18 protein-coding genes are annotated in these 16,141 nt (G+C 71.9%); 14 read left to right on the top strand and 4 right to left on the bottom strand.

Annotated features, from left to right (window positions below):
- Positions 1-2 precede the first annotated feature (2 nt).
- Together ACXJMZ_RS19280 and ACXJMZ_RS19275 are read left to right on the top strand one after the other, a co-directional pair.
- Positions 3-698, top strand: coding sequence for a Wzz/FepE/Etk N-terminal domain-containing protein (locus tag ACXJMZ_RS19280; protein WP_457031288.1), 696 nt, complete (start codon positions 3-5; stop codon positions 696-698).
- Positions 695-1,753, top strand: coding sequence for a GNAT family N-acetyltransferase (locus ACXJMZ_RS19275; RefSeq protein WP_457031287.1), 1,059 nt, complete (start codon positions 695-697; stop codon positions 1,751-1,753). The genes ACXJMZ_RS19280 and ACXJMZ_RS19275 overlap by 4 nt, the downstream gene beginning before the upstream one ends.
- On the opposite strand, the gene ACXJMZ_RS19270 is transcribed toward ACXJMZ_RS19275, so the two are convergent.
- Positions 1,689-2,762 (bottom strand): glycoside hydrolase family 26 protein, encoded by a 1,074-nt coding sequence (locus tag ACXJMZ_RS19270; protein ID WP_457031286.1) that lies wholly within the window; start codon positions 2,760-2,762, stop codon positions 1,689-1,691. The genes ACXJMZ_RS19275 and ACXJMZ_RS19270 overlap by 65 nt on opposite strands.
- A 408-nt stretch (positions 2,763-3,170) precedes the next feature.
- On the opposite strand from ACXJMZ_RS19270, the gene ACXJMZ_RS19265 reads away from it, so the two are divergent.
- The 9 genes from ACXJMZ_RS19265 to ACXJMZ_RS19225 all read left to right on the top strand — a co-directional run bounded on the left by ACXJMZ_RS19265 (position 3,171) and on the right by ACXJMZ_RS19225 (position 9,934).
- Positions 3,171-4,088, top strand: a complete 918-nt coding sequence (locus ACXJMZ_RS19265; protein WP_457031285.1) for a hypothetical protein — start codon at positions 3,171-3,173, stop codon at positions 4,086-4,088.
- Between the two features lie 294 nt (positions 4,089-4,382).
- Positions 4,383-5,981 carry an ABC-F family ATP-binding cassette domain-containing protein gene (locus tag ACXJMZ_RS19260; RefSeq protein WP_457031284.1) on the top strand — a complete coding sequence of 533 codons (1,599 nt, stop codon included), beginning with the start codon at positions 4,383-4,385 and terminating at the stop codon, positions 5,979-5,981.
- 341 nt (positions 5,982-6,322) lie between these two features.
- Positions 6,323-6,556, top strand: a complete 234-nt coding sequence (locus tag ACXJMZ_RS19255; protein ID WP_057240394.1) for a helix-turn-helix domain-containing protein — start codon at positions 6,323-6,325, stop codon at positions 6,554-6,556.
- Between the two features lie 254 nt (positions 6,557-6,810).
- Entirely contained in the window at positions 6,811-7,617 is an 807-nt protein-coding gene (locus ACXJMZ_RS19250) for an enoyl-CoA hydratase/isomerase family protein (RefSeq protein WP_457031283.1), read from the top strand.
- 175 nt (positions 7,618-7,792) lie between these two features.
- Complete coding sequence (locus ACXJMZ_RS19245; RefSeq protein WP_457031441.1) at positions 7,793-8,251, top strand: Asp23/Gls24 family envelope stress response protein; 459 nt, start codon at positions 7,793-7,795, stop codon at positions 8,249-8,251.
- A 24-nt stretch (positions 8,252-8,275) separates the two neighbouring features.
- Entirely contained in the window at positions 8,276-8,467 is a 192-nt protein-coding gene (locus ACXJMZ_RS19240; RefSeq protein WP_457031282.1) for a hypothetical protein, read from the top strand.
- Positions 8,467-8,787, top strand: a complete 321-nt coding sequence (locus tag ACXJMZ_RS19235; protein WP_457031281.1) for a hypothetical protein — start codon at positions 8,467-8,469, stop codon at positions 8,785-8,787. The genes ACXJMZ_RS19240 and ACXJMZ_RS19235 overlap by 1 nt, the downstream gene beginning before the upstream one ends.
- On the top strand, positions 8,784-9,317 hold the full coding sequence (locus ACXJMZ_RS19230; protein WP_457031280.1) for a DUF6286 domain-containing protein: 534 nt from the start codon (positions 8,784-8,786) through the stop codon (positions 9,315-9,317). Before ACXJMZ_RS19235 ends, ACXJMZ_RS19230 begins: the two co-directional genes overlap by 4 nt.
- On the top strand, positions 9,314-9,934 hold the full coding sequence (locus tag ACXJMZ_RS19225) for an alkaline shock response membrane anchor protein AmaP (RefSeq protein WP_457031279.1): 621 nt from the start codon (positions 9,314-9,316) through the stop codon (positions 9,932-9,934). Before ACXJMZ_RS19230 ends, ACXJMZ_RS19225 begins: the two co-directional genes overlap by 4 nt.
- A 156-nt stretch (positions 9,935-10,090) precedes the next feature.
- Here ACXJMZ_RS19225 and ACXJMZ_RS19220 read toward each other — a convergent pair whose 3' ends face one another.
- From ACXJMZ_RS19220 to ACXJMZ_RS19210, 3 genes are read right to left on the bottom strand one after another with little or no spacing between them, the layout of a single operon-like run.
- Complete coding sequence (locus ACXJMZ_RS19220; protein WP_457031278.1) at positions 10,091-10,852, bottom strand: SDR family oxidoreductase; 762 nt, start codon at positions 10,850-10,852, stop codon at positions 10,091-10,093.
- Between the two features lie 43 nt (positions 10,853-10,895).
- On the bottom strand, positions 10,896-11,681 hold the full coding sequence (locus tag ACXJMZ_RS19215) for an SURF1 family cytochrome oxidase biogenesis protein (protein WP_457031277.1): 786 nt from the start codon (positions 11,679-11,681) through the stop codon (positions 10,896-10,898).
- A gap of 30 nt (positions 11,682-11,711) precedes the next feature.
- On the bottom strand, positions 11,712-12,701 hold the full coding sequence (locus ACXJMZ_RS19210; protein ID WP_457031276.1) for a DEDDh family exonuclease: 990 nt from the start codon (positions 12,699-12,701) through the stop codon (positions 11,712-11,714).
- A 168-nt stretch (positions 12,702-12,869) separates the two neighbouring features.
- On the opposite strand from ACXJMZ_RS19210, the gene ACXJMZ_RS19205 reads away from it, so the two are divergent.
- From ACXJMZ_RS19205 to ACXJMZ_RS19195, 3 genes are all read left to right on the top strand, one after another.
- Positions 12,870-13,913, top strand: a complete 1,044-nt coding sequence (locus ACXJMZ_RS19205; protein ID WP_457031275.1) for a zinc-dependent alcohol dehydrogenase family protein — start codon at positions 12,870-12,872, stop codon at positions 13,911-13,913.
- 184 nt (positions 13,914-14,097) lie between these two features.
- Positions 14,098-14,451 (top strand): DUF485 domain-containing protein, encoded by a 354-nt coding sequence (locus ACXJMZ_RS19200; protein ID WP_457031274.1) that lies wholly within the window; start codon positions 14,098-14,100, stop codon positions 14,449-14,451.
- A complete protein-coding gene (locus tag ACXJMZ_RS19195) occupies positions 14,448-16,058 on the top strand; it encodes a solute symporter family protein (RefSeq protein WP_457031273.1) in 1,611 nt (536 codons plus the stop codon). Before ACXJMZ_RS19200 ends, ACXJMZ_RS19195 begins: the two co-directional genes overlap by 4 nt.
- Positions 16,059-16,141: the final 83 nt, after the last annotated feature.

The following is a 16,141-nucleotide window of genomic DNA, read 5'->3' as shown; positions in this document are numbered from 1 at the left end:
CCATGTCCGAACTGCGCAGGCGCGCGCGCACCCTGACCCGCCGTTGGTGGCCGGTTGCGCTCGCCGTGCCGCTGGGTGCCATGGCCGGCGCCGGATACGCCGTCGTCTCGCACCCCAGCTACACCGCCAACTCCTATGTGGTGGTGGTCCCGCAGGGCCCGGGGGAGGGCGTTACCGCGGTCAACTTCGCCCAGGCGTACGGCCGGCTGGCCGGCCAGCCGCAGGTGCTGGCGGGCGCGGCGGCCGAGACCGGCCGGACCATCAACGAGCTGGCCGAGCTGGTCCGGGGCACCACCTCGCCGGACGCCCCGGTGATCGAGATCACCGGCTCAGGGGCCAAGGGCACCGACGCCGCGCGGGCCGCCGACGCGGTGGCCAAGTCGCTGATCGCCTTCGCCAACACCAGCACCAAGGAGACCGGCGTCAAACTGGTCCCGCTGGCCGGAGCCGCCGTACCGGACCGCCCGGCCACCCCCTCCGCCCAGCTGGACGTCGCGGTCGGCGCGGCCGGTGGGCTGCTGCTCGGCGCCCTGGTGCTGATGACCCGTCGCCCGAAGGGCTCGACCGCCGCCGAACCCGAACCGGGCGCCCCGGCCGAGACCCCGTCCGAACAGACCGTCGCGCTCTCCCCGGAGGTCCCCAAGCGCCGCGCGGAGACCGCCACCAAGGAGCCGCAGCAGACCGGGAGCCGAGGATGACCACCGAACTCTCGGTCGGCTCGCTGCCCGCGCAGAGCGGCGCCCCGCACTGGCACACCGAGGTCCGCCGGGAGGACGACGCCCTCGACCGGGTCGCCGCCGAGTGGGACGAGCTGGCGGCCCGCTGCGCCACCGCCACCTCCTTCCAGTCGGCCGCCTGGCTGGCCTCCTGGTGGCGCCACTACGGCCGCCCGGGCGCCCTGGTGCTGGTGCTGGTCCGCCGGGACGACCGGCTGGTGGCCGCAGCCGCACTGCAACGCCGGGGCCCGTTCGGCGGGTTGACCAATCTCGGCGCGGGCCTGGTGGACTTCACCGACGTCCTGCTGGACGACTCCTGCACCGACCGGGCCGCCGCCGAGCTGGCCGCCGCCCTGCCGCTGACCCGCCCCTGGCACTCGCTGGAGCTGCGCGAGGTCCGGCCGGAGGCCGCCGTCCAGCAGGTGTTCCGGCACTGGCGGGGCCGACGGCACCGGTTCGCCGACTCGCTCTGCCAGTACCTCCCGGCGGTCCCGATGGAGGAGCTGCTCAAGCGGCTGCCCGGCAAGACCGCCCAGCGCAGCCGGGTCAAGCAGCGGAAGATCGCCGAGTCCGGCGTCCAGGTCCGCAGCGCCACCCCGGCCGAGGTGCCGGCGGCGATCGAGGGCCTGCTCCGGCTGCACATCGAGCAGTGGCAGGACCGCGGCGTCACCCCCGAGCACCGAACCGTTCGGTTCGCCGCCCACCTGGCCGAGTCCACCACCGGGCTGGTCGCCGCCGGCCGGGCCGCGGTCCACCGGTTCTACCTGGACGACGAGTTGGTCGCGGTGAACCTGCTGCTGCTCAGCCCGCCGTTCGGCGGCCTCTACATGTACGGCGCCAAGCCCGCCCTGCGCGAGCGGCTCGACATCGCCGGGGCTCGCCCCGTGGGCGGCCGGCCGGGCGGTCCGGGTGCTGGTCAGGCAGGCCCTGGTGYACCAGCTGCGCACCAGGCTGCCCGGGGTGAAGCGGGTGCTACTGGCCCGGATGCGGAGCTGACGGCGCGGTGGCGCCCTTCGAACCGGTCATCAGCTGCTTGAACGCGGCGGTCGACCTGGGGTTGCGGTCGCACTGCCAGAAGCCGTGCGGGCAGTAGTCGGTGACGGTCTGGTAGGCGGTGTCGTGGGTGCGCATCCACTCCACCATCCGCCGGACGAACTCCGGGTTGTCGCCGTTGCGGAACAGCCCCCACTCGGGGTACGAGACCGGCTTGCCGCGCTTGGCCGCGAACTCCACCTGGTCCTGCAGCCCGTACGGCTCGGAGATGTACTCGTCGAAGGTGCCGCCGGCGGGCTGGTCGTAGCTGTCCATACCGATGATGTCGACCACGTCGTCGCCCGGGTAGCAGCGCGTCCACGGGATGGCGTCCAGCCCCCTGGTCGGGTTGAAGTCGAACCTGAAGTGCTGCCCGGGCACCGACCGCATCACCGTCACGATCCGCCGCCAGTACGCCTTCCAGGCGGTCGGGTCGGGCTTGCAGCGGCTGGTGTAGGTGGTGCCGTTCATCTCCCAGCCCAGCGTCAGGATGGTGTCCTGCCCGCCGAGCGCGACCAGCTTCCTGGCCAGCTTGAGGAAGTGCTGGTCGAACTCGCCCTTGTTCCCCCGGGCCAGCAGCCGGGCCACCTCGGCGTCCGGCGTGTTGTTCTCGTTCGGCACCAGCATCGGCACGCCGAGCACCAGCTTGCGCTGCGGGTCGGCCAGCTTCCACTGCGACCAGAGACCGAGCACCACCGGCTCGCCCTCGACGTCCCCCCAGCCGTTGCCCGCCAGGTAGGTGTGGCCGACCTGCATGTCGGCCCCGTTCAGCCAGGTGGCCATCTTGGCGATGTTCGGAATGTAGTTGTCCCACGATCCGACGAAGGCGCCGAACGGCGGCTCGTGCCTGGCCCGCTGGACGGCCGGCCGGGGGGCCGCTCCCCGCGGTTCGATGGCGTCCGAGGAGAGCGCGGTGTGCCGCTCGGTCTGGCTCAGCGGAGTACCGGAGGGAACGCTCGCCGTGGTCACCAACAGCAGCGCGGCGGCGGCCAGCGTCAGGCGGGCCAAGCGCATGGGTCTTCTCCTCGGGGCGGCGTGCGGGGCCTGTCCAGGCCAGTAGGCACGACGGTAATCCCACAGACCGTCAGAAAAGCCTCATGTCACTCGATAGTGGTAGGTCGCGCAGGAGGGTTGGCCCAGCAGGGCCCCTGCCGGGGCTGCCCGCTCACCCGAAGGTGTTGCAGCGCGCCATGTCACCCGTGAGGTGTCGAGATCCGCCTGGTCGTCGAGCTGCATTGCGTACCACCTCTGTAACAGTCCGTCCAGTGACCGCAGTCGCACCCCGGCCGCGCTCCGGACCGGTTGCCCGTTGGCCGACCTGGGCTTCTGACGTGCCGGTGAGCCCCGGACGCCCCGTCGGCCCCGGGGGCGTACCGCCGTGCCTGGCTGACGGAGGGCGCGCAGGTTGGATACGCTCCGCCCGTGTCCAGGAAGCCGCTGCGTGCCCTCACCCGCCGATCCGTGCTGCCCGCGCTCGCCGTGCTGGCGGTCCTCGGGGTGGGTGCCGCCGCACACGCGAACCGCCCGGTGCCGTTCGGCGACCGCCTGGTCAAGCCGGGTGACGTGGACAGCATGGAAGCCAGCCCGGTCGGTGCCCAGACCCGCTCGGCCGGCAGCCTGGAGCTCCGGGTCGGCCCCGGCCTGGAAGCCTTCGACCGGCAGACCGGCGAACACCTCTGGTCCTACCGCCGGGAGGGTGCCACCGCACTGCACCAGGCGATGGCCGGCGAGAGTGCCGTGGTGATCTGGGACGACGGCATGGTCACCTCGGTCCGCCCCAGCGACCACGAGGTCCGCTGGCACCGGGCCGTCCCCGGCCTGGCCGACTGGCTGCACGGCGAGGACGTCAAGGAGGGCCTCGAGCGGACCGAGGCGGAGAAGCAGGCCGGCCTGGTCCAGCGCGCCGCCGCAGCGCTCCAGACGGTCGGCGGCGACGAAGCCTGGGTGGCGGTGGTCACCCCGGCCCTGACCATGGGCTTCCGTGACAGCGACGGCGACCTCCGGTTCAACTCCCGCCCGCTGGCCGGGTGTTCGTACGACCCGCTGCGGGCGGTGCACACCGGGTACGCGGTCCTGGTGCCACGCTCCTGCACCGGCACCAACGGCGCGGGCAGCCCGCTGCCAGGCGGGATCACCGGCTTCCGCCTCTCGGTCCGCGGCTTCCAGCTCGAAGCCGGGCCCAACGTCCAGCTGCGCCGCCTCGACGACCAGCGCGTCAGCATCGAGGACGGCCCCGTCCTGGGCGCCCGCACCTACGACACCAAGCTCGCGGTCCCCGAGTCCACCTGCACCGTCCCCTTCGCCGCCCTCCACCCCACCCCGGGCTGCCCGGCGAAGTAGCGCTGCACCACCAGGGGCTCGGGGAACTGCGACGCCGACCTCCGGAGCGTTGCACCTGCGTGTGTGGTCAGGCACTTTCGTATGTGACCCCGGCGCCAGACCTCCTCGCAGTTCCCCGAGCCCCTGGACCGTAGGACTGAACGCGGCCGAAGAAAGTGTCTGGACGCGTGCCGGTAGACTGGACCGCATGGCTGTTCTCTCCGGGCATTAGCGGGCGCGCGGCGCCCGAGGCGCCTCACCCCAGCCCCGCCCCCATCCCGCCGCCCCGCCTGTCTCAGGAGTGTTCCTACAGCCATGATTTCCGCCAACGCCCTGGAGCTGCGCGCCGGCGCCCGCGTCCTGATCGAGTCCGCCAACTTCCGGATCGCCCCGGGCGACCGGATCGGTCTGGTCGGCCGTAACGGCGCCGGCAAGACCACGCTCACCAAGGTGCTGGCCGGCGAGGGCCTGCCGGCCGGTGGCAGTGTGACCAGGACCGGCCAGGTCGGCTACCTCCCGCAGGACCCGCGGACCGGCGATCTCGACGTGCTGGCCAGTGACCGGATCCTGTCCGCCCGTGGCCTCGACACCGTGCTGAAGAAGATGCGCGAGAACGAGGACCGGATGGCCAACGGCCAGGGCGCCACCCGGGAGAAGGCGATGAAGAAGTACGCCAACCTGGAGACCGAGTTCCTGACCAAGGGCGGGTACGCCGCCGAGGCCGAGGCCGCCACCATCGCCGCCGCGCTGGGCCTGCCGGACCGGATCCTCGGCCAGCAGCTGCACACCCTCTCCGGTGGTCAGCGCCGCCGGGTCGAGCTGGCCCGGATCCTGTTCTCGGACTCGGACATCCTGCTGCTCGACGAGCCCACCAACCACCTGGACGCCGACTCGATCGTCTGGCTGCGGGACTTCCTGAAGACGTACAAGGGCGGCTTCATCGTGATCTCGCACGATGTCGAACTGGTCGAGACCGTGGTCAACAAGGTGTTCTACCTGGACGCCAACCGGTCCCAGATCGACGTCTACAACATGGGCTGGAAGCAGTACCAGCAGCAGCGCGAGGACGACGAGAAGCGCCGTAAGCGCGAGCGCGCCAACGCCGAGAAGAAGGCCGCGACGCTCAACTCGCAGGCCGACAAGATGCGGGCGAAGGCGACCAAGACCGTCGCCGCGCAGAACATGGCCCGCCGGGCCGAGAAGCTGCTCTCCGGTCTCGAGCAGGTCCGCGCCTCAGACAAGGTCGCCAAGCTGCGCTTCCCGGACCCGGCCCCCTGCGGGAAGACGCCGCTGACGGCGAGTGGACTCTCCAAGTCCTACGGCTCGTTGGAGATCTTCACCGACGTCGGCCTGGCGATCGACCGGGGCTCCCGGGTGGTCATCCTGGGCTTCAACGGTGCCGGCAAGACCACCCTGCTGCGGATGCTCGCGGGCGTCGAGCAGCCGGACACCGGCGAGGTGATTCCCGGCCACGGTCTGAAGATCGGCTACTACGCGCAGGAGCACGAGACGCTCGACCCGGAGCGGACGGTGCTGGAGAACATGCGCTCCGCCGCGCCGGACACCGACCTGGTGCAGATCCGGAAGATCCTCGGATCCTTCCTGTTCTCCGGCGACGACGTCGACAAGCCGGCCGGGGTGCTCTCCGGTGGTGAGAAGACCCGCCTCGCGCTGGCCTCGCTGGTGGTCTCCAGCGCCAATGTGCTGCTGCTCGACGAGCCCACCAACAACCTCGACCCGGCCAGCCGCGAGGAGATCCTCGGCGCGCTGCGCACCTTCTCCGGCGCGGTGGTCCTGGTGACCCACGACGAGGGTGCGGTCGAGGCCCTCCAGCCGGAGCGGATCATCCTGCTGCCGGACGGTGTCGAGGACCTGTGGAGCCCCGGCTACCTGGACCTGGTCGCGCTGGCCTGACGGCCGGGTAGACGCCGAGTAGGTTCTCTGGCGTAGAAAAGCCGGTCACTGACGGAATCCGGGAATGGGAGAGTCCCGGATTCCGTTTGAAGAGTTCCCCTGGTCGCGGAGCCGTGTTGATCCACCGGCTCGCCCGTGCTGATCAGCAATTTCGCCCCCCACCGCGCTCGGTCGGCCGCCCTCGCGGGGGGCGTGAGCACCCTCTGTGAGCGCCCTTGTGCGCAGCGATCACGACCGGCAGACTGCGCTTTCCCGGTATCGACCTTGTCGAATGGGTGGCCAGGAGCCTGGCTATGGGTGATCATGGGAATCTGACCGAGCAAAGCTACGAGGAGGCACGGGTGGCCGAGACTCTGAAAAAGGGCAGCCGGGTAACTGGTGCCGCGCGTGAGAAGCTCGCGGCCGATCTGAAGAAGAAATACGACTCCGGGGCGAGCATTCGCGCGCTTGCGGAGGAGACCGGTCGCTCGTACGGCTTCGTGCACCGCATGTTGAGCGAGTCCGGAGTGATCCTCCGAGGCCGCGGTGGTGCCACGCGTGGCAAGGGCAAGGTGGCTGCAGCAGCCGGGTCCTGACGCATTGTCAGGAAATCCGACCCGGCCGGGCAGCGCCGGCTGAGTTGCAGTGCCGATTGAGTGCAGTGGTGCTTGAGCAAGGCGCCGGCAGTTCAGTGAACAGCAAGCAGCTCGAGACGAATCGGCGGCCGGAGACCCGGACCGCCGATCGTCGTTCCCGGTGTCGTGGGAGTAGGCCTGAGTGGGCCTGTCCGGCGGCGCCGGTTTTTTGTTACTCTCCGGTAGCCAACCGCACCGTCGCCGGAGGTACCGCCATGAGCACCCCCATCCTGGACACCGACCCGCAGCTCTGGGAGCAGGCCGGAGTCCGGCTCGAACTCGACGGCGAGACCGCCGTGGTGACGCTCTGTCGGCCGGAGCGGCGCAATGCCCAGTCCCCGGCGATGTGGCGGGCGCTGGCCGGGATCGGCCGCAGCCTGCCGGGCACCGTCCGGGTCGTGGTGCTGCGGGCGGAGGGTGTCTCGTTCTCGGCCGGTCTCGACCGGGCGATGTTCTCCCCCGAGGGCATTCCGGGGGAGCGGAGCTTCCTGGAGCTCGCCGCCGCGGACGACAAGGACCTGGACGAGACCATCGCGTCCTACCAGGAGGCGTTCACCTGGTGGCGCCGACCGGACGTGATCAGCATCGCCGCCGTCCAGGGGCACGCGGTCGGCGCGGGCTTCCAGCTCGCGCTCGGCTGTGACCTGCGGGTGGTCGCCGAGGACGTCCAGTTCGCCATGAAGGAGACCTCGCTCGGCTTGGTGCCGGACCTGGCCGGGACCAAGCCGTTGACCGAACTGGTCGGCTACGCAAGGGCGTTGGAGATCTGTGCGACCGGCCGCTGGGTCGGCGCGGAGGAGGCGGCGGCCACCGGCCTGGCCAACCTGGCCGTCCCCGCCGCCGAGCTGGACGGCACCGTCCGGGACTTGACCGCCGCCCTGCTGGCCGCACCGCGCAGTGCGGTGATCGAGACCAAGGCACTGCTCCAGGGTGCGGGCGACCGCTCCTTCGAGCAGCAGCGGGCCGCCGAGCGGGCCGCCCAGGCCCGCCGCCTGCGCGACCTGGCGGGCCTCGGGGACTGACGGCCGGTCACCTGTTTGCGGAGGGCTCACCCCGGCGGGGTGGGCCCTTTGCGCTGTCCGGAGGTCTCCGGCGGGCGGGGGTCGTGGCGGAATGTCAGAGTTGGGCTGATTTGCGATATAGCTGGACCGCACACAGAGGGAGCCCGCCATGCCCGACACTCCGACGCCCGCCGCAATGCCGAAGACCGACGTCCACAAGGCAGCCGCCCCGCAGTCCCCCGAGGAGCGCGGCCGTACCGCGCTGGCGGTCGGCGTGATCGAGAAGATCGCGGGCATGGCCGCCCGGGAGGTCTCCGGCATCCACGCACTGGGCTCCGGCCTCTCCCGTACCTTCGGCGCCATGCGGGACCGGGTGCCCGGCGGCAAGTCCAGCATCGGGCGCGGCATCAAGGCCGAGGTGGGCGAGAAGCAGACGGCGATCGACATCGCGCTGATCGTCGAGTACGGCGTGGTGATCCCGAAGCTGGCGGCCGAGGTGCGGGCCAACATCATCGCGGCGGTGGAGCGGATGACCGGCCTGGAGGTGGTCGAGGTGAACATCGCGGTCAACGACGTCCACCTGCCGGACGAGCCGGACACCGACGAGGAAGAGGAGTCGATGGCCGGCAGCGGTCAGCGGCCCAGGGTCCAGTAGCGCAACAGACAGGAGCAGAGGCGGATGAATCTCGGCCTGATCGGGCTGGTGGTGGGGATGGCCCTGGGCTTTGCCGGGTACTTCGGCGGGTTCGCCGCTTTCCTTCTGGTCGCCGTCCTCGGCGGGGTCGGCTTCGTGGCCGGTCGCGTGATCGAGGGTGACCTCGATCTCCGCGACCTCGGTGATCTGCTGCGCGGTCGCGACCGGCGCCGCTGATGTCGGCGGCCACGGTCTCCGCCGTGCTGCCGGCCGCCGAGCGCGGGCGGCTGCGGATCGCCGACCGGGTGCTGGTCCGGCTGGCCGAACGGGCGGCCGGACAGGCCCTCGGCCGGCCCGGCGCGGTCCGGCGGATCGCGGTGACCGGCCCGGGCTACCCGGTCCGGCTGACCCTCGGCGTCGAACTGCCCTTCCCGGCCGACCTGGCCGCACTGGCCACGGCGGTCCGGGCGGCGGTGGCGGCCGAACTGGCCGCGCTGACCGGACGCACGGTCGGTGAGGTCGTGGTGGTGGTCGAGCGGCTGGTGCCGACGGTATGACAGTGGATCAGACCCCGCTCAAGCCCCGCCGGTTGCGGGCGAACCGGACGGGCTGGACGGCGTTGGTGGTGGTGGCCGCCCTGGTGGTCGGTGGCGGCCTGCTGTACGACGCGGTGGCCGTCCGCACCGGTCACCGGGCCCGCCCCTGGCGGGCCGAGGCCGCCGACCGGCTGGCCACCCTGCACCTGGACGACCCGGTGGTGCTGATCTCCGCCGGAGTGGCCGTGCTGATCGGGGTGCTGCTGCTCGGGCTCGCGGTGGCACCCGGGATGCGGCGCTGGCTGCCCCTGCGGCAGCCCGGCGCGGTGATCGACCGGGCCGGGGTGGCCGCACTGCTCACCCGGCGGGCCGGACAGCTGGACGGGGTGAGCCAGGTGAAGGTCAAGGTACGGCGGGCCCGGACCAAGGTGATGCTGGCCGGGCCCGCCGACCCGGCCGAGGTGCAGCGGGAGCTGCGGACGGAGCTGGCCCGGGTACCACTGGCCGGAGAACACCGGCTGGACGTCCGGACCGGAAAGGGGCAGCGATGAGCCGGGGCACGGTGAACCGGGTCCTGCTGGGCCTGGCCGGGACTCTGCTGCTGGTCGGCGGAGCGCTGGTGCTGGCCGGGGGATTCGACCTCTACGGCCGGCTCGGCGTACGGATGCCCGACTGGTGGCCGCTCACCTCACCGGACCAGCCGGTGCTGAGCGATGCCTCGCGTACCCGCTGGTCGGGGGAGACCTGGTGGTGGCCGGTGGTCTTCGCAGTGCTGGGGCTGACGGTCGCGCTGAGCCTGTGGTGGCTGTTCGCCCAGGCACGGCGGAGCGGGCCGAGCTCGGTGCCGCTGCCGGTGGCGGCGGCGGGGGTGACGCTCCGGCTGCGCTCGCGCGCACTGGCCGACGCGGTCGAGACCGAGACGGTGGCGCAGCCCGAGGTGGCCCGGGTGCAGGCCCGGCTGACGGGGCGTCCGAAACGCCTGCTGCTGCGGGCGGCGGTCCGCCTCACCCCCGACGGCGACCCGGCCTCGGCGGTCGACCGCTTCCTCACCGGCCCGCTCGCCAACGCCCGCACCGCCCTCGGCCAGGACATCCCCACCGACCTCCGCCTCCAGATCGCCCGGCCCCGACCCCCGGCTCGCCAACCGGCCCCCCGCCGGGTCATCTGAGGCACACGAGACGGTGGGACCCGCCAGGGGCTCGGGGAACTGCGACGCCGACCTCGGAAAGGTGATCCATGCGTGAATGGTCAGGCACTTTTGCAGTGACCCGCACGCCAGATCTCCTCGCAGTTCCCCGAGCCCCTGACCGTAGACGCCTTACGTCTAGAGGGACCGCAGGGCGCCGCCGTCGATCGGGATCATCACGCCTGTGAGGTAGGACGCGGCCGGCGAGAGCACGAACGCCGCGACCTTGCCGAACTCCTCCGGCGTGCCGTAGCGGCCGAGCGGGATGCTGGCCCCCGCGCGGGCGCGGGCTGCGCCCGCGTCGCCGCCGAGCGCGTCGAGCTCGCGGAGGCGGTCGGTGTCGATCCGGCCGGGCAGCAGGCCGAGGACCCGGATGCCCCGGGGGCCGAGCTCGTCGGCGAGTGACTTGGCTGCCATCGCGAGACCCGGGCGCAGGCCGTTGGAGATGCCGAGGCCGGGGACGGGCTGCCGGACCGAGGTGGAGAGCACGAAGGCGATCACGCCGCCCTCACCGAGCGCTGCGGCTGCGGTGCGGGCGATCCGCAGGGCGCCGAGCACGACGGTCTCGAAGGCGTGCTGCCAGTCCGCCTCGGTGGAGTCGAGCACGGTGCCGGCCGCCGGGCCGCCGACGCTGACCAGTACGCCGTCGAGGCGGCCGAAGGTCTGCTGGGCGGCGGAGACGAGCCGCTGGGCCGAGCTGGGATCAGCGTTGTCGGCGACCACGCCGTGCACCCGGCCGGGGGCGTCCAGGGCGGCGACCGCCGCGTCCACGGCCTGCTGGGTGCGGCCGCTGAGCACCACCTTGGCGCCGTCGCCGACCAGTTCGCGCGCGGAGGCGAGGCCGAGGCCCCGGGTCGCGCCGGTCACCACGTACACCTTGTCCTGAAGTCCGAGATCCATAACGGCCATCCTGCCCGATCGACCCGGCTTGATCGACGCAGCGTCAGACGGCGACGGGTTCGGCGGCCGAGGGTACGGGCGACGGGGAGTGGGCCTCGCGGCGGGCCAGCACCACCAGGCCGACCGGGACCAGACAGGCGAACAGCCACCACTGGACGGCGTACGCCATGTGCGGGCCGATCGAGGAGTGGTCGGGCTCCTCGAGCAGGATCGGGGAGTCGCCCTGGGCGGGGGTGGAGGTGGCGAGTTCCAGGTAGCCGCCGAGTACGGGGGCGCCGGTCAGTTCGGCCTGCTGGGTGCTGCTGATCAGGTGGAACTGACGGTCCGGCAGCTTGCCGCGGACATTGATGCCGCTGCTCTCCCGGGTCTCGTCCGCGCGCAGCCGGCCGGTGACGGTGACCTGGCCGGTGGGCGGGGCGGGGATCGCGGGGTAGCTGGTGGCGTCCTCGCCGGAGTCCACCCAGCCGCGGTTGACCAGCACCGAGCCGTTGCCGTCGGCCAGCCTGAGCGGGGTGATCACGAAGTAGCCGATGCTGCTGCCGCCGGGCTCGGTCCGCTTGCGGACCACGAACTCGTGCTCGCCGTCGTACTGCCCGGTGGCGCTCATGGTGCGCCAGGTGAGGTCCTTGGGCACCGCGTAGCCGGGCTTGGAGACCGAGTCGAAGGGAACCGGTGCGGCGGTCAGGCTCTGCGCGATCAGCTCGTTGCGGGCGACCCGGTCCTGGTGCCGGTGGAACTGCCAGAAGCCCAGCTCGACCATGGCCGGGACGAGCAGCGCGGCGAGCAGGGCAAAAGCCGCCCAGCGCCAGGAGAGCAGAAATCGGTACACATCGGCACGCTACGCGTACCTACACCGCGCTCAGACACCGGGGTGGGGGACCACCTCGCGGAGCAGGTGCAGGAAGGCGTCCTCGCCGACCACCGGGGTGCCGAGCTCGCGGGCCTTGCGGGCCTTGCCGCTCCAACTGCCTGCCTCGTTGGTGACCAGCAGGCTGGTCAGGCGGCTGACCGAGGAGGCGATGTGCAGGCCGGCCTCGATGGCGCGGTCCTCCAGCAGCTCGCGGTCGGTGGCGGTGTCGCCGGTGATGGCCACCCGCATGCCCTGCATCAGCGGGCTGCCGTCCACCCAGCGGCCCGGGTTCGGGTACGGGCAGGCGGGGCGCTTGCGGCTCGGGCGGTAGGAGGAGGAGAACCCGGACCGGGGCGGCGAGGAGGCGTCCTCGCCCAGATCGGTGACGGCCACACAGTTGGTCAGCGGCAGCGGCACCCCGGCCTGGCGGGCCAGCTGCAGGCTGGGGCGGAACGCCTCGGCCAGCACCCGGGCGTCGTCCAGCGCGTTGTGCGCCTGGCGCTGCTGGACACCGAAGTACTCGGCCAGGCTGGCCAGCTTGCCGTTGGGCAGCGGCAGGCCGAGGTCGCGGGACAGCACCATGGTGCAGAGCCGCTGCTCGACGGGGGCGCGCAGCCCGGCGCGCGAGTACTCGCGGGAGATCATGTTCCAGTCGAAGAGCGCGTTGTGGGCCACCATCACCCGCCCGGCCAGCCGCTCGCCCAGCTCGGCGGCGATCTCCGGGAAGGTCGGTGCCCCGGCCAGCTCCCGGCTGGTCAGGCCGTGGATCCAGGTCGGGCCCGGGTCCCGCTCGGGGTTGACCAGGGTGTACCAGTGGTCGGTGACCTCGCCGAACGCGTCCAGTTGGTAGACACCGGCCGAGATGACCCGGTCGGTGCGGCCGAGCCCGGTGGTCTCGACGTCGACCACGGCGAAGCCCTGACCGTGCTCGGTGCTGCGCTGCGCCGGGAACGGCGCGGCCCAGGTGGGTTCGCCGCTCGGGGACTGGATCGCGTACATGGTGGACCAGCTTAAGGGCGCGCACCCACACCCAAGGTCATTCGGGGGATTCCGGACCGCCGGGGAGCGCTGAAAGTGGCGTACGCGACACCCCGGAATATCGTGGGAGCCGTGGTGGTCCTACCAGGGCGACCCCGCACTATGCACCAGGCAGAAGGAAGATCCCTCATGCGCGCCACCGTGATCCACGGCCCGAACGACATCCGGATCGAGGAGGTCCCCGACCCGAGGATCGAGCGGCCGACCGACGCGGTGGTCCGGGTGCTGAACGCCTGTATCTGCGGCAGCGACCTGTGGGCGTACCGGGGAGTGGCGGCCCGTCAGCCCGGGCAGCGGATCGGGCACGAGTTCCTCGGCGTGGTCGAGGAGGTCGGCCGCGAGGTCGCCGGGGTGAAGGCCGGTGACCTGGTGGTGGCGCCGTTCGTCTGGTCGGACGGCGTCTGCGACTTCTGCCGCGAGGGCCTGCAGACCTCCTGCCCGCACGGCGGCTTCTGGGGCGAGGTCGGCTCGGACGGCGGCCAGGGCGAGGCGGTCCGGGTGCCGTTCGCCGACGGCACGCTGGTGAAGCTGCCTCAGGAGGCGGTCGGCGACGACAAGCTGATGGCCTCGCTGCTGGCGCTCTCCGACGTGATGAGCACCGGCCACCACGCGGCCGTCTCGGCCGGGGTGCGCCCCGGGGCCACCGTGGCCGTGGTCGGCGACGGCGCGGTCGGCCTGTGCGGCGTGCTGGCCGCGCACCGGCTCGGCGCCGGGCGGATCATCGCGCTCGGCCGGCACCAGGCCAGGACGGACATCGCCCGGGCGTTCGGCGCCACCGACGTGGTGGCCGAGCGCGGCGAGGCGGCGATCGAGGCGGTCCGCGAGCTGACCGGCGGTCAGGGCGCGCACGCCGTGCTGGAGGCGGTCGGCACCGAGGAGTCGATGCGCACCGCGATCTCGATCACCCGGGACGGCGGCGGGGTCGGCTACGTCGGCGTCCCGCACGGCGGCAGCGCCGGCGTGGACATCGGCCAGATGTTCAACCGCAACGTCTCGGTCGGCGGCGGCGTCGCCCCCGCCCGCGCGTACATCCCCGAGCTGCTCGCCGACGTGCTGGCCGGGACGATCAACCCGGGTCTGGTCTTCGACCGCACGGTCGACCTGGACGGGGTGCCGGACGGCTACCGGGCGATGGACGACCGCTCTGCCTTGAAGGTCCGGATCACCTTCTGACGATTCCTCAGGATGGCGGCACCGCATGGCGGTGCCGCCATTTGACGTTTTCTGATCAAAAGTTCGGTACGGGGCCTGTTGCGGGTCGTTCGTAGGCCCTAGCATGCAGCGGATCCCACGAGTGTGACGCCCCTCACGTCCCATCGTTTCCCTCAGTGCCGCCCGAACACACAGGAGACGCCGCATGGATAGCCCACCCACCGCCGAGAGCGCCCCGACCCATGTCCAACTGATCGAGGAGAGCGCCGAGTTCATCGCCCTGCGGACGACCTTCCGGGGGTTCGTCTTCCCGGTGACCGCAGGCTTCCTGCTCTGGTACCTGCTGTACGTGCTGCTCTCCAGCTACGCGCCCGCCTTCATGGGGATCAAGCTGTTCGGGCACATCAACATGGCACTGCTGCTCGGACTGCTGCAGTTCGTCAGCACCTTCGCGATCGCCGCCTGGTACGCGCGCTTCGCCGACCGCCACCTGGACCCGCCCGCCACGCTGATCCGCGAGCGGGCCACCGTCATCAACCCCCGGGAGTCGGGCGAATGAGCACGCTGGCCACCGCCGCGACCGAACACCGCGGCCTCACCATGACGCTGTTCGGCGTCTTCGTGCTCGCCACCCTGGGCATCACCATCTGGGCCGGGCGGCAGACCAAGGACGCGGCCGACTTCTACGCCGGCGGGCGCGGCTTCACCGGCTTCCAGAACGGCCTGGCAATCTCCGGCGACTACATGTCGGCGGCCTCGTTCCTCGGCATCGCCGGGGCGATCGCGCTGTTCGGCTACGACGGCTTCCTGTACTCGATCGGCTTCCTGGTCGCCTGGCTGGTCGCGCTGCTGCTGGTGGCCGAGCCGCTGCGCAACTCCGGCCGCTACACGATGGCCGACGTGCTGGCCTTCCGGATGCGCCAGCGCCCGGTGCGTACCGCCGCCGGCATCTCGACCATCGTGGTGTCGATCTTCTACCTGCTGGCCCAGATGGTCGGCGCGGGTTCGCTGGTCGCGCTGCTGCTCGGGGTGAGCGGCGACAGCGCGAAGCGCTGGACGATCGTCGCGGTCGGCGCGCTGATGGTGATCTACGTGGCGATCGGCGGCATGAAGGGCACCACCTGGGTGCAGATCGTCAAGGCGGTGCTGCTGATCGCGGGCACCGCACTGATGACCGTCCTGGTGCTGGCCAAGTACGACTTCAACGTCTCCGCCCTGCTCGGCGCCGCCGCCGACGCCTCCGCCAAGGGCTCGGCCTTCCTGGAGCCGGGACTCAAGTACGGCGCCACCGGGACCAGCAAGCTGGACTTCCTCAGCCTGGGCCTGGCCCTGGTGCTCGGCACCGCGGGCCTGCCGCACATCCTGGTCCGCTTCTACACCGTGCCCACCGCCAAGGCGGCCCGGAAGTCGGTGCTGTGGGCGATCGGCATCATCGGCGGCTTCTACCTGATGACCCTGGCGCTCGGCTTCGGTGCCGCCGCGCTGGTCGGCCCGAAGGTGATCAAGGCCTCCAACGCGGCGGGCAACACCGCCGCCCCGCTGCTGGCCGAGCACCTCGGCGGCGGTGCGGGCACCACCGGCGGCGCGATCCTGCTGGCGGTCATCTCGGCCGTCGCGTTCGCCACCATCCTGGCCGTGGTCGCCGGGCTGACGCTGGCCTCCTCGGCCTCGTTCGCCCATGACCTGTACGCCAACGTGATCCGGCGCGGCAAAGCCAGCGAGAAGGAGGAGGTCCGCTCGGCCAAGCTGGCCGCGATCGGGATCGGCGCGGTCGCCATCGTGCTCAGCCTGTTCGCCGACAAGCTCAACACCGCCGCGCTGGTTGCGCTGGCCTTCGCGGTGGCCGCCTCGGCCAACCTGCCGACGCTGCTGTACTCGCTGTTCTGGAGGCGCTTCAACACCGCCGGTGCGGTCAGCTCGGTCTACGCCGGCCTGATCAGCTCGGTCACCCTGGTGTTCTTCTCCACCGTGGTCTCCGGCACCGAGAAGTCGCTGTTCCCGCACAGCGACTTCCACTGGTTCCCGCTGGAGAACCCCGGCCTGGTCTCCATCCCGGTCGGCTTCCTGGCCGGCTGGATCGGCACGATGCTGGCCAAGGAGAAGGCCGATCCGGTCAAGGCGGCCGAGCTCGAGGTCCGCTCGCTGACCGGCCTCGGCGCGCACTGACGTCCCACCGGACGGATGGCACTCCGACCCCGAGGGGCTACGGAGTTAAGCTGGCCCGGCCCACCGCGTTCGGTGGCCGGGCC

Source organism: Kitasatospora sp. P5_F3 (assembly GCF_054049135.1).
The sequence above is the reverse complement of the archived record's forward strand: the minus strand, read 5'-3'. Positions and strand labels throughout refer to the sequence as shown.

What these genes read in the sequence shown, in the direction of transcription:
- ACXJMZ_RS19280 (WP_457031288.1), top strand. Translation starts at nt 3, where the DNA reads ATGTCCGAACTGCGCAGGCGCGCGCGCACCCTGACCCGCCGTTGGTGG.
- ACXJMZ_RS19270 (WP_457031286.1), bottom strand. Translation starts at nt 2,762, where the DNA reads ATGCGCTTGGCCCGCCTGACGCTGGCCGCCGCCGCGCTGCTGTTGGTG.
- ACXJMZ_RS19260 (WP_457031284.1), top strand. Translation starts at nt 4,383, where the DNA reads ATGATTTCCGCCAACGCCCTGGAGCTGCGCGCCGGCGCCCGCGTCCTG.
- ACXJMZ_RS19250 (WP_457031283.1), top strand. Translation starts at nt 6,811, where the DNA reads ATGAGCACCCCCATCCTGGACACCGACCCGCAGCTCTGGGAGCAGGCC.
- ACXJMZ_RS19245 (WP_457031441.1), top strand. Translation starts at nt 7,793, where the DNA reads ATGCCGAAGACCGACGTCCACAAGGCAGCCGCCCCGCAGTCCCCCGAG.
- ACXJMZ_RS19240 (WP_457031282.1), top strand. Translation starts at nt 8,276, where the DNA reads ATGAATCTCGGCCTGATCGGGCTGGTGGTGGGGATGGCCCTGGGCTTT.
- ACXJMZ_RS19235 (WP_457031281.1), top strand. Translation starts at nt 8,467, where the DNA reads ATGTCGGCGGCCACGGTCTCCGCCGTGCTGCCGGCCGCCGAGCGCGGG.
- ACXJMZ_RS19230 (WP_457031280.1), top strand. Translation starts at nt 8,784, where the DNA reads ATGACAGTGGATCAGACCCCGCTCAAGCCCCGCCGGTTGCGGGCGAAC.
- ACXJMZ_RS19225 (WP_457031279.1), top strand. Translation starts at nt 9,314, where the DNA reads ATGAGCCGGGGCACGGTGAACCGGGTCCTGCTGGGCCTGGCCGGGACT.
- ACXJMZ_RS19220 (WP_457031278.1), bottom strand. Translation starts at nt 10,852, where the DNA reads ATGGATCTCGGACTTCAGGACAAGGTGTACGTGGTGACCGGCGCGACC.
- ACXJMZ_RS19210 (WP_457031276.1), bottom strand. Translation starts at nt 12,701, where the DNA reads ATGTACGCGATCCAGTCCCCGAGCGGCGAACCCACCTGGGCCGCGCCG.
- ACXJMZ_RS19205 (WP_457031275.1), top strand. Translation starts at nt 12,870, where the DNA reads ATGCGCGCCACCGTGATCCACGGCCCGAACGACATCCGGATCGAGGAG.
- ACXJMZ_RS19200 (WP_457031274.1), top strand. Translation starts at nt 14,098, where the DNA reads ATGGATAGCCCACCCACCGCCGAGAGCGCCCCGACCCATGTCCAACTG.
- ACXJMZ_RS19195 (WP_457031273.1), top strand. Translation starts at nt 14,448, where the DNA reads ATGAGCACGCTGGCCACCGCCGCGACCGAACACCGCGGCCTCACCATG.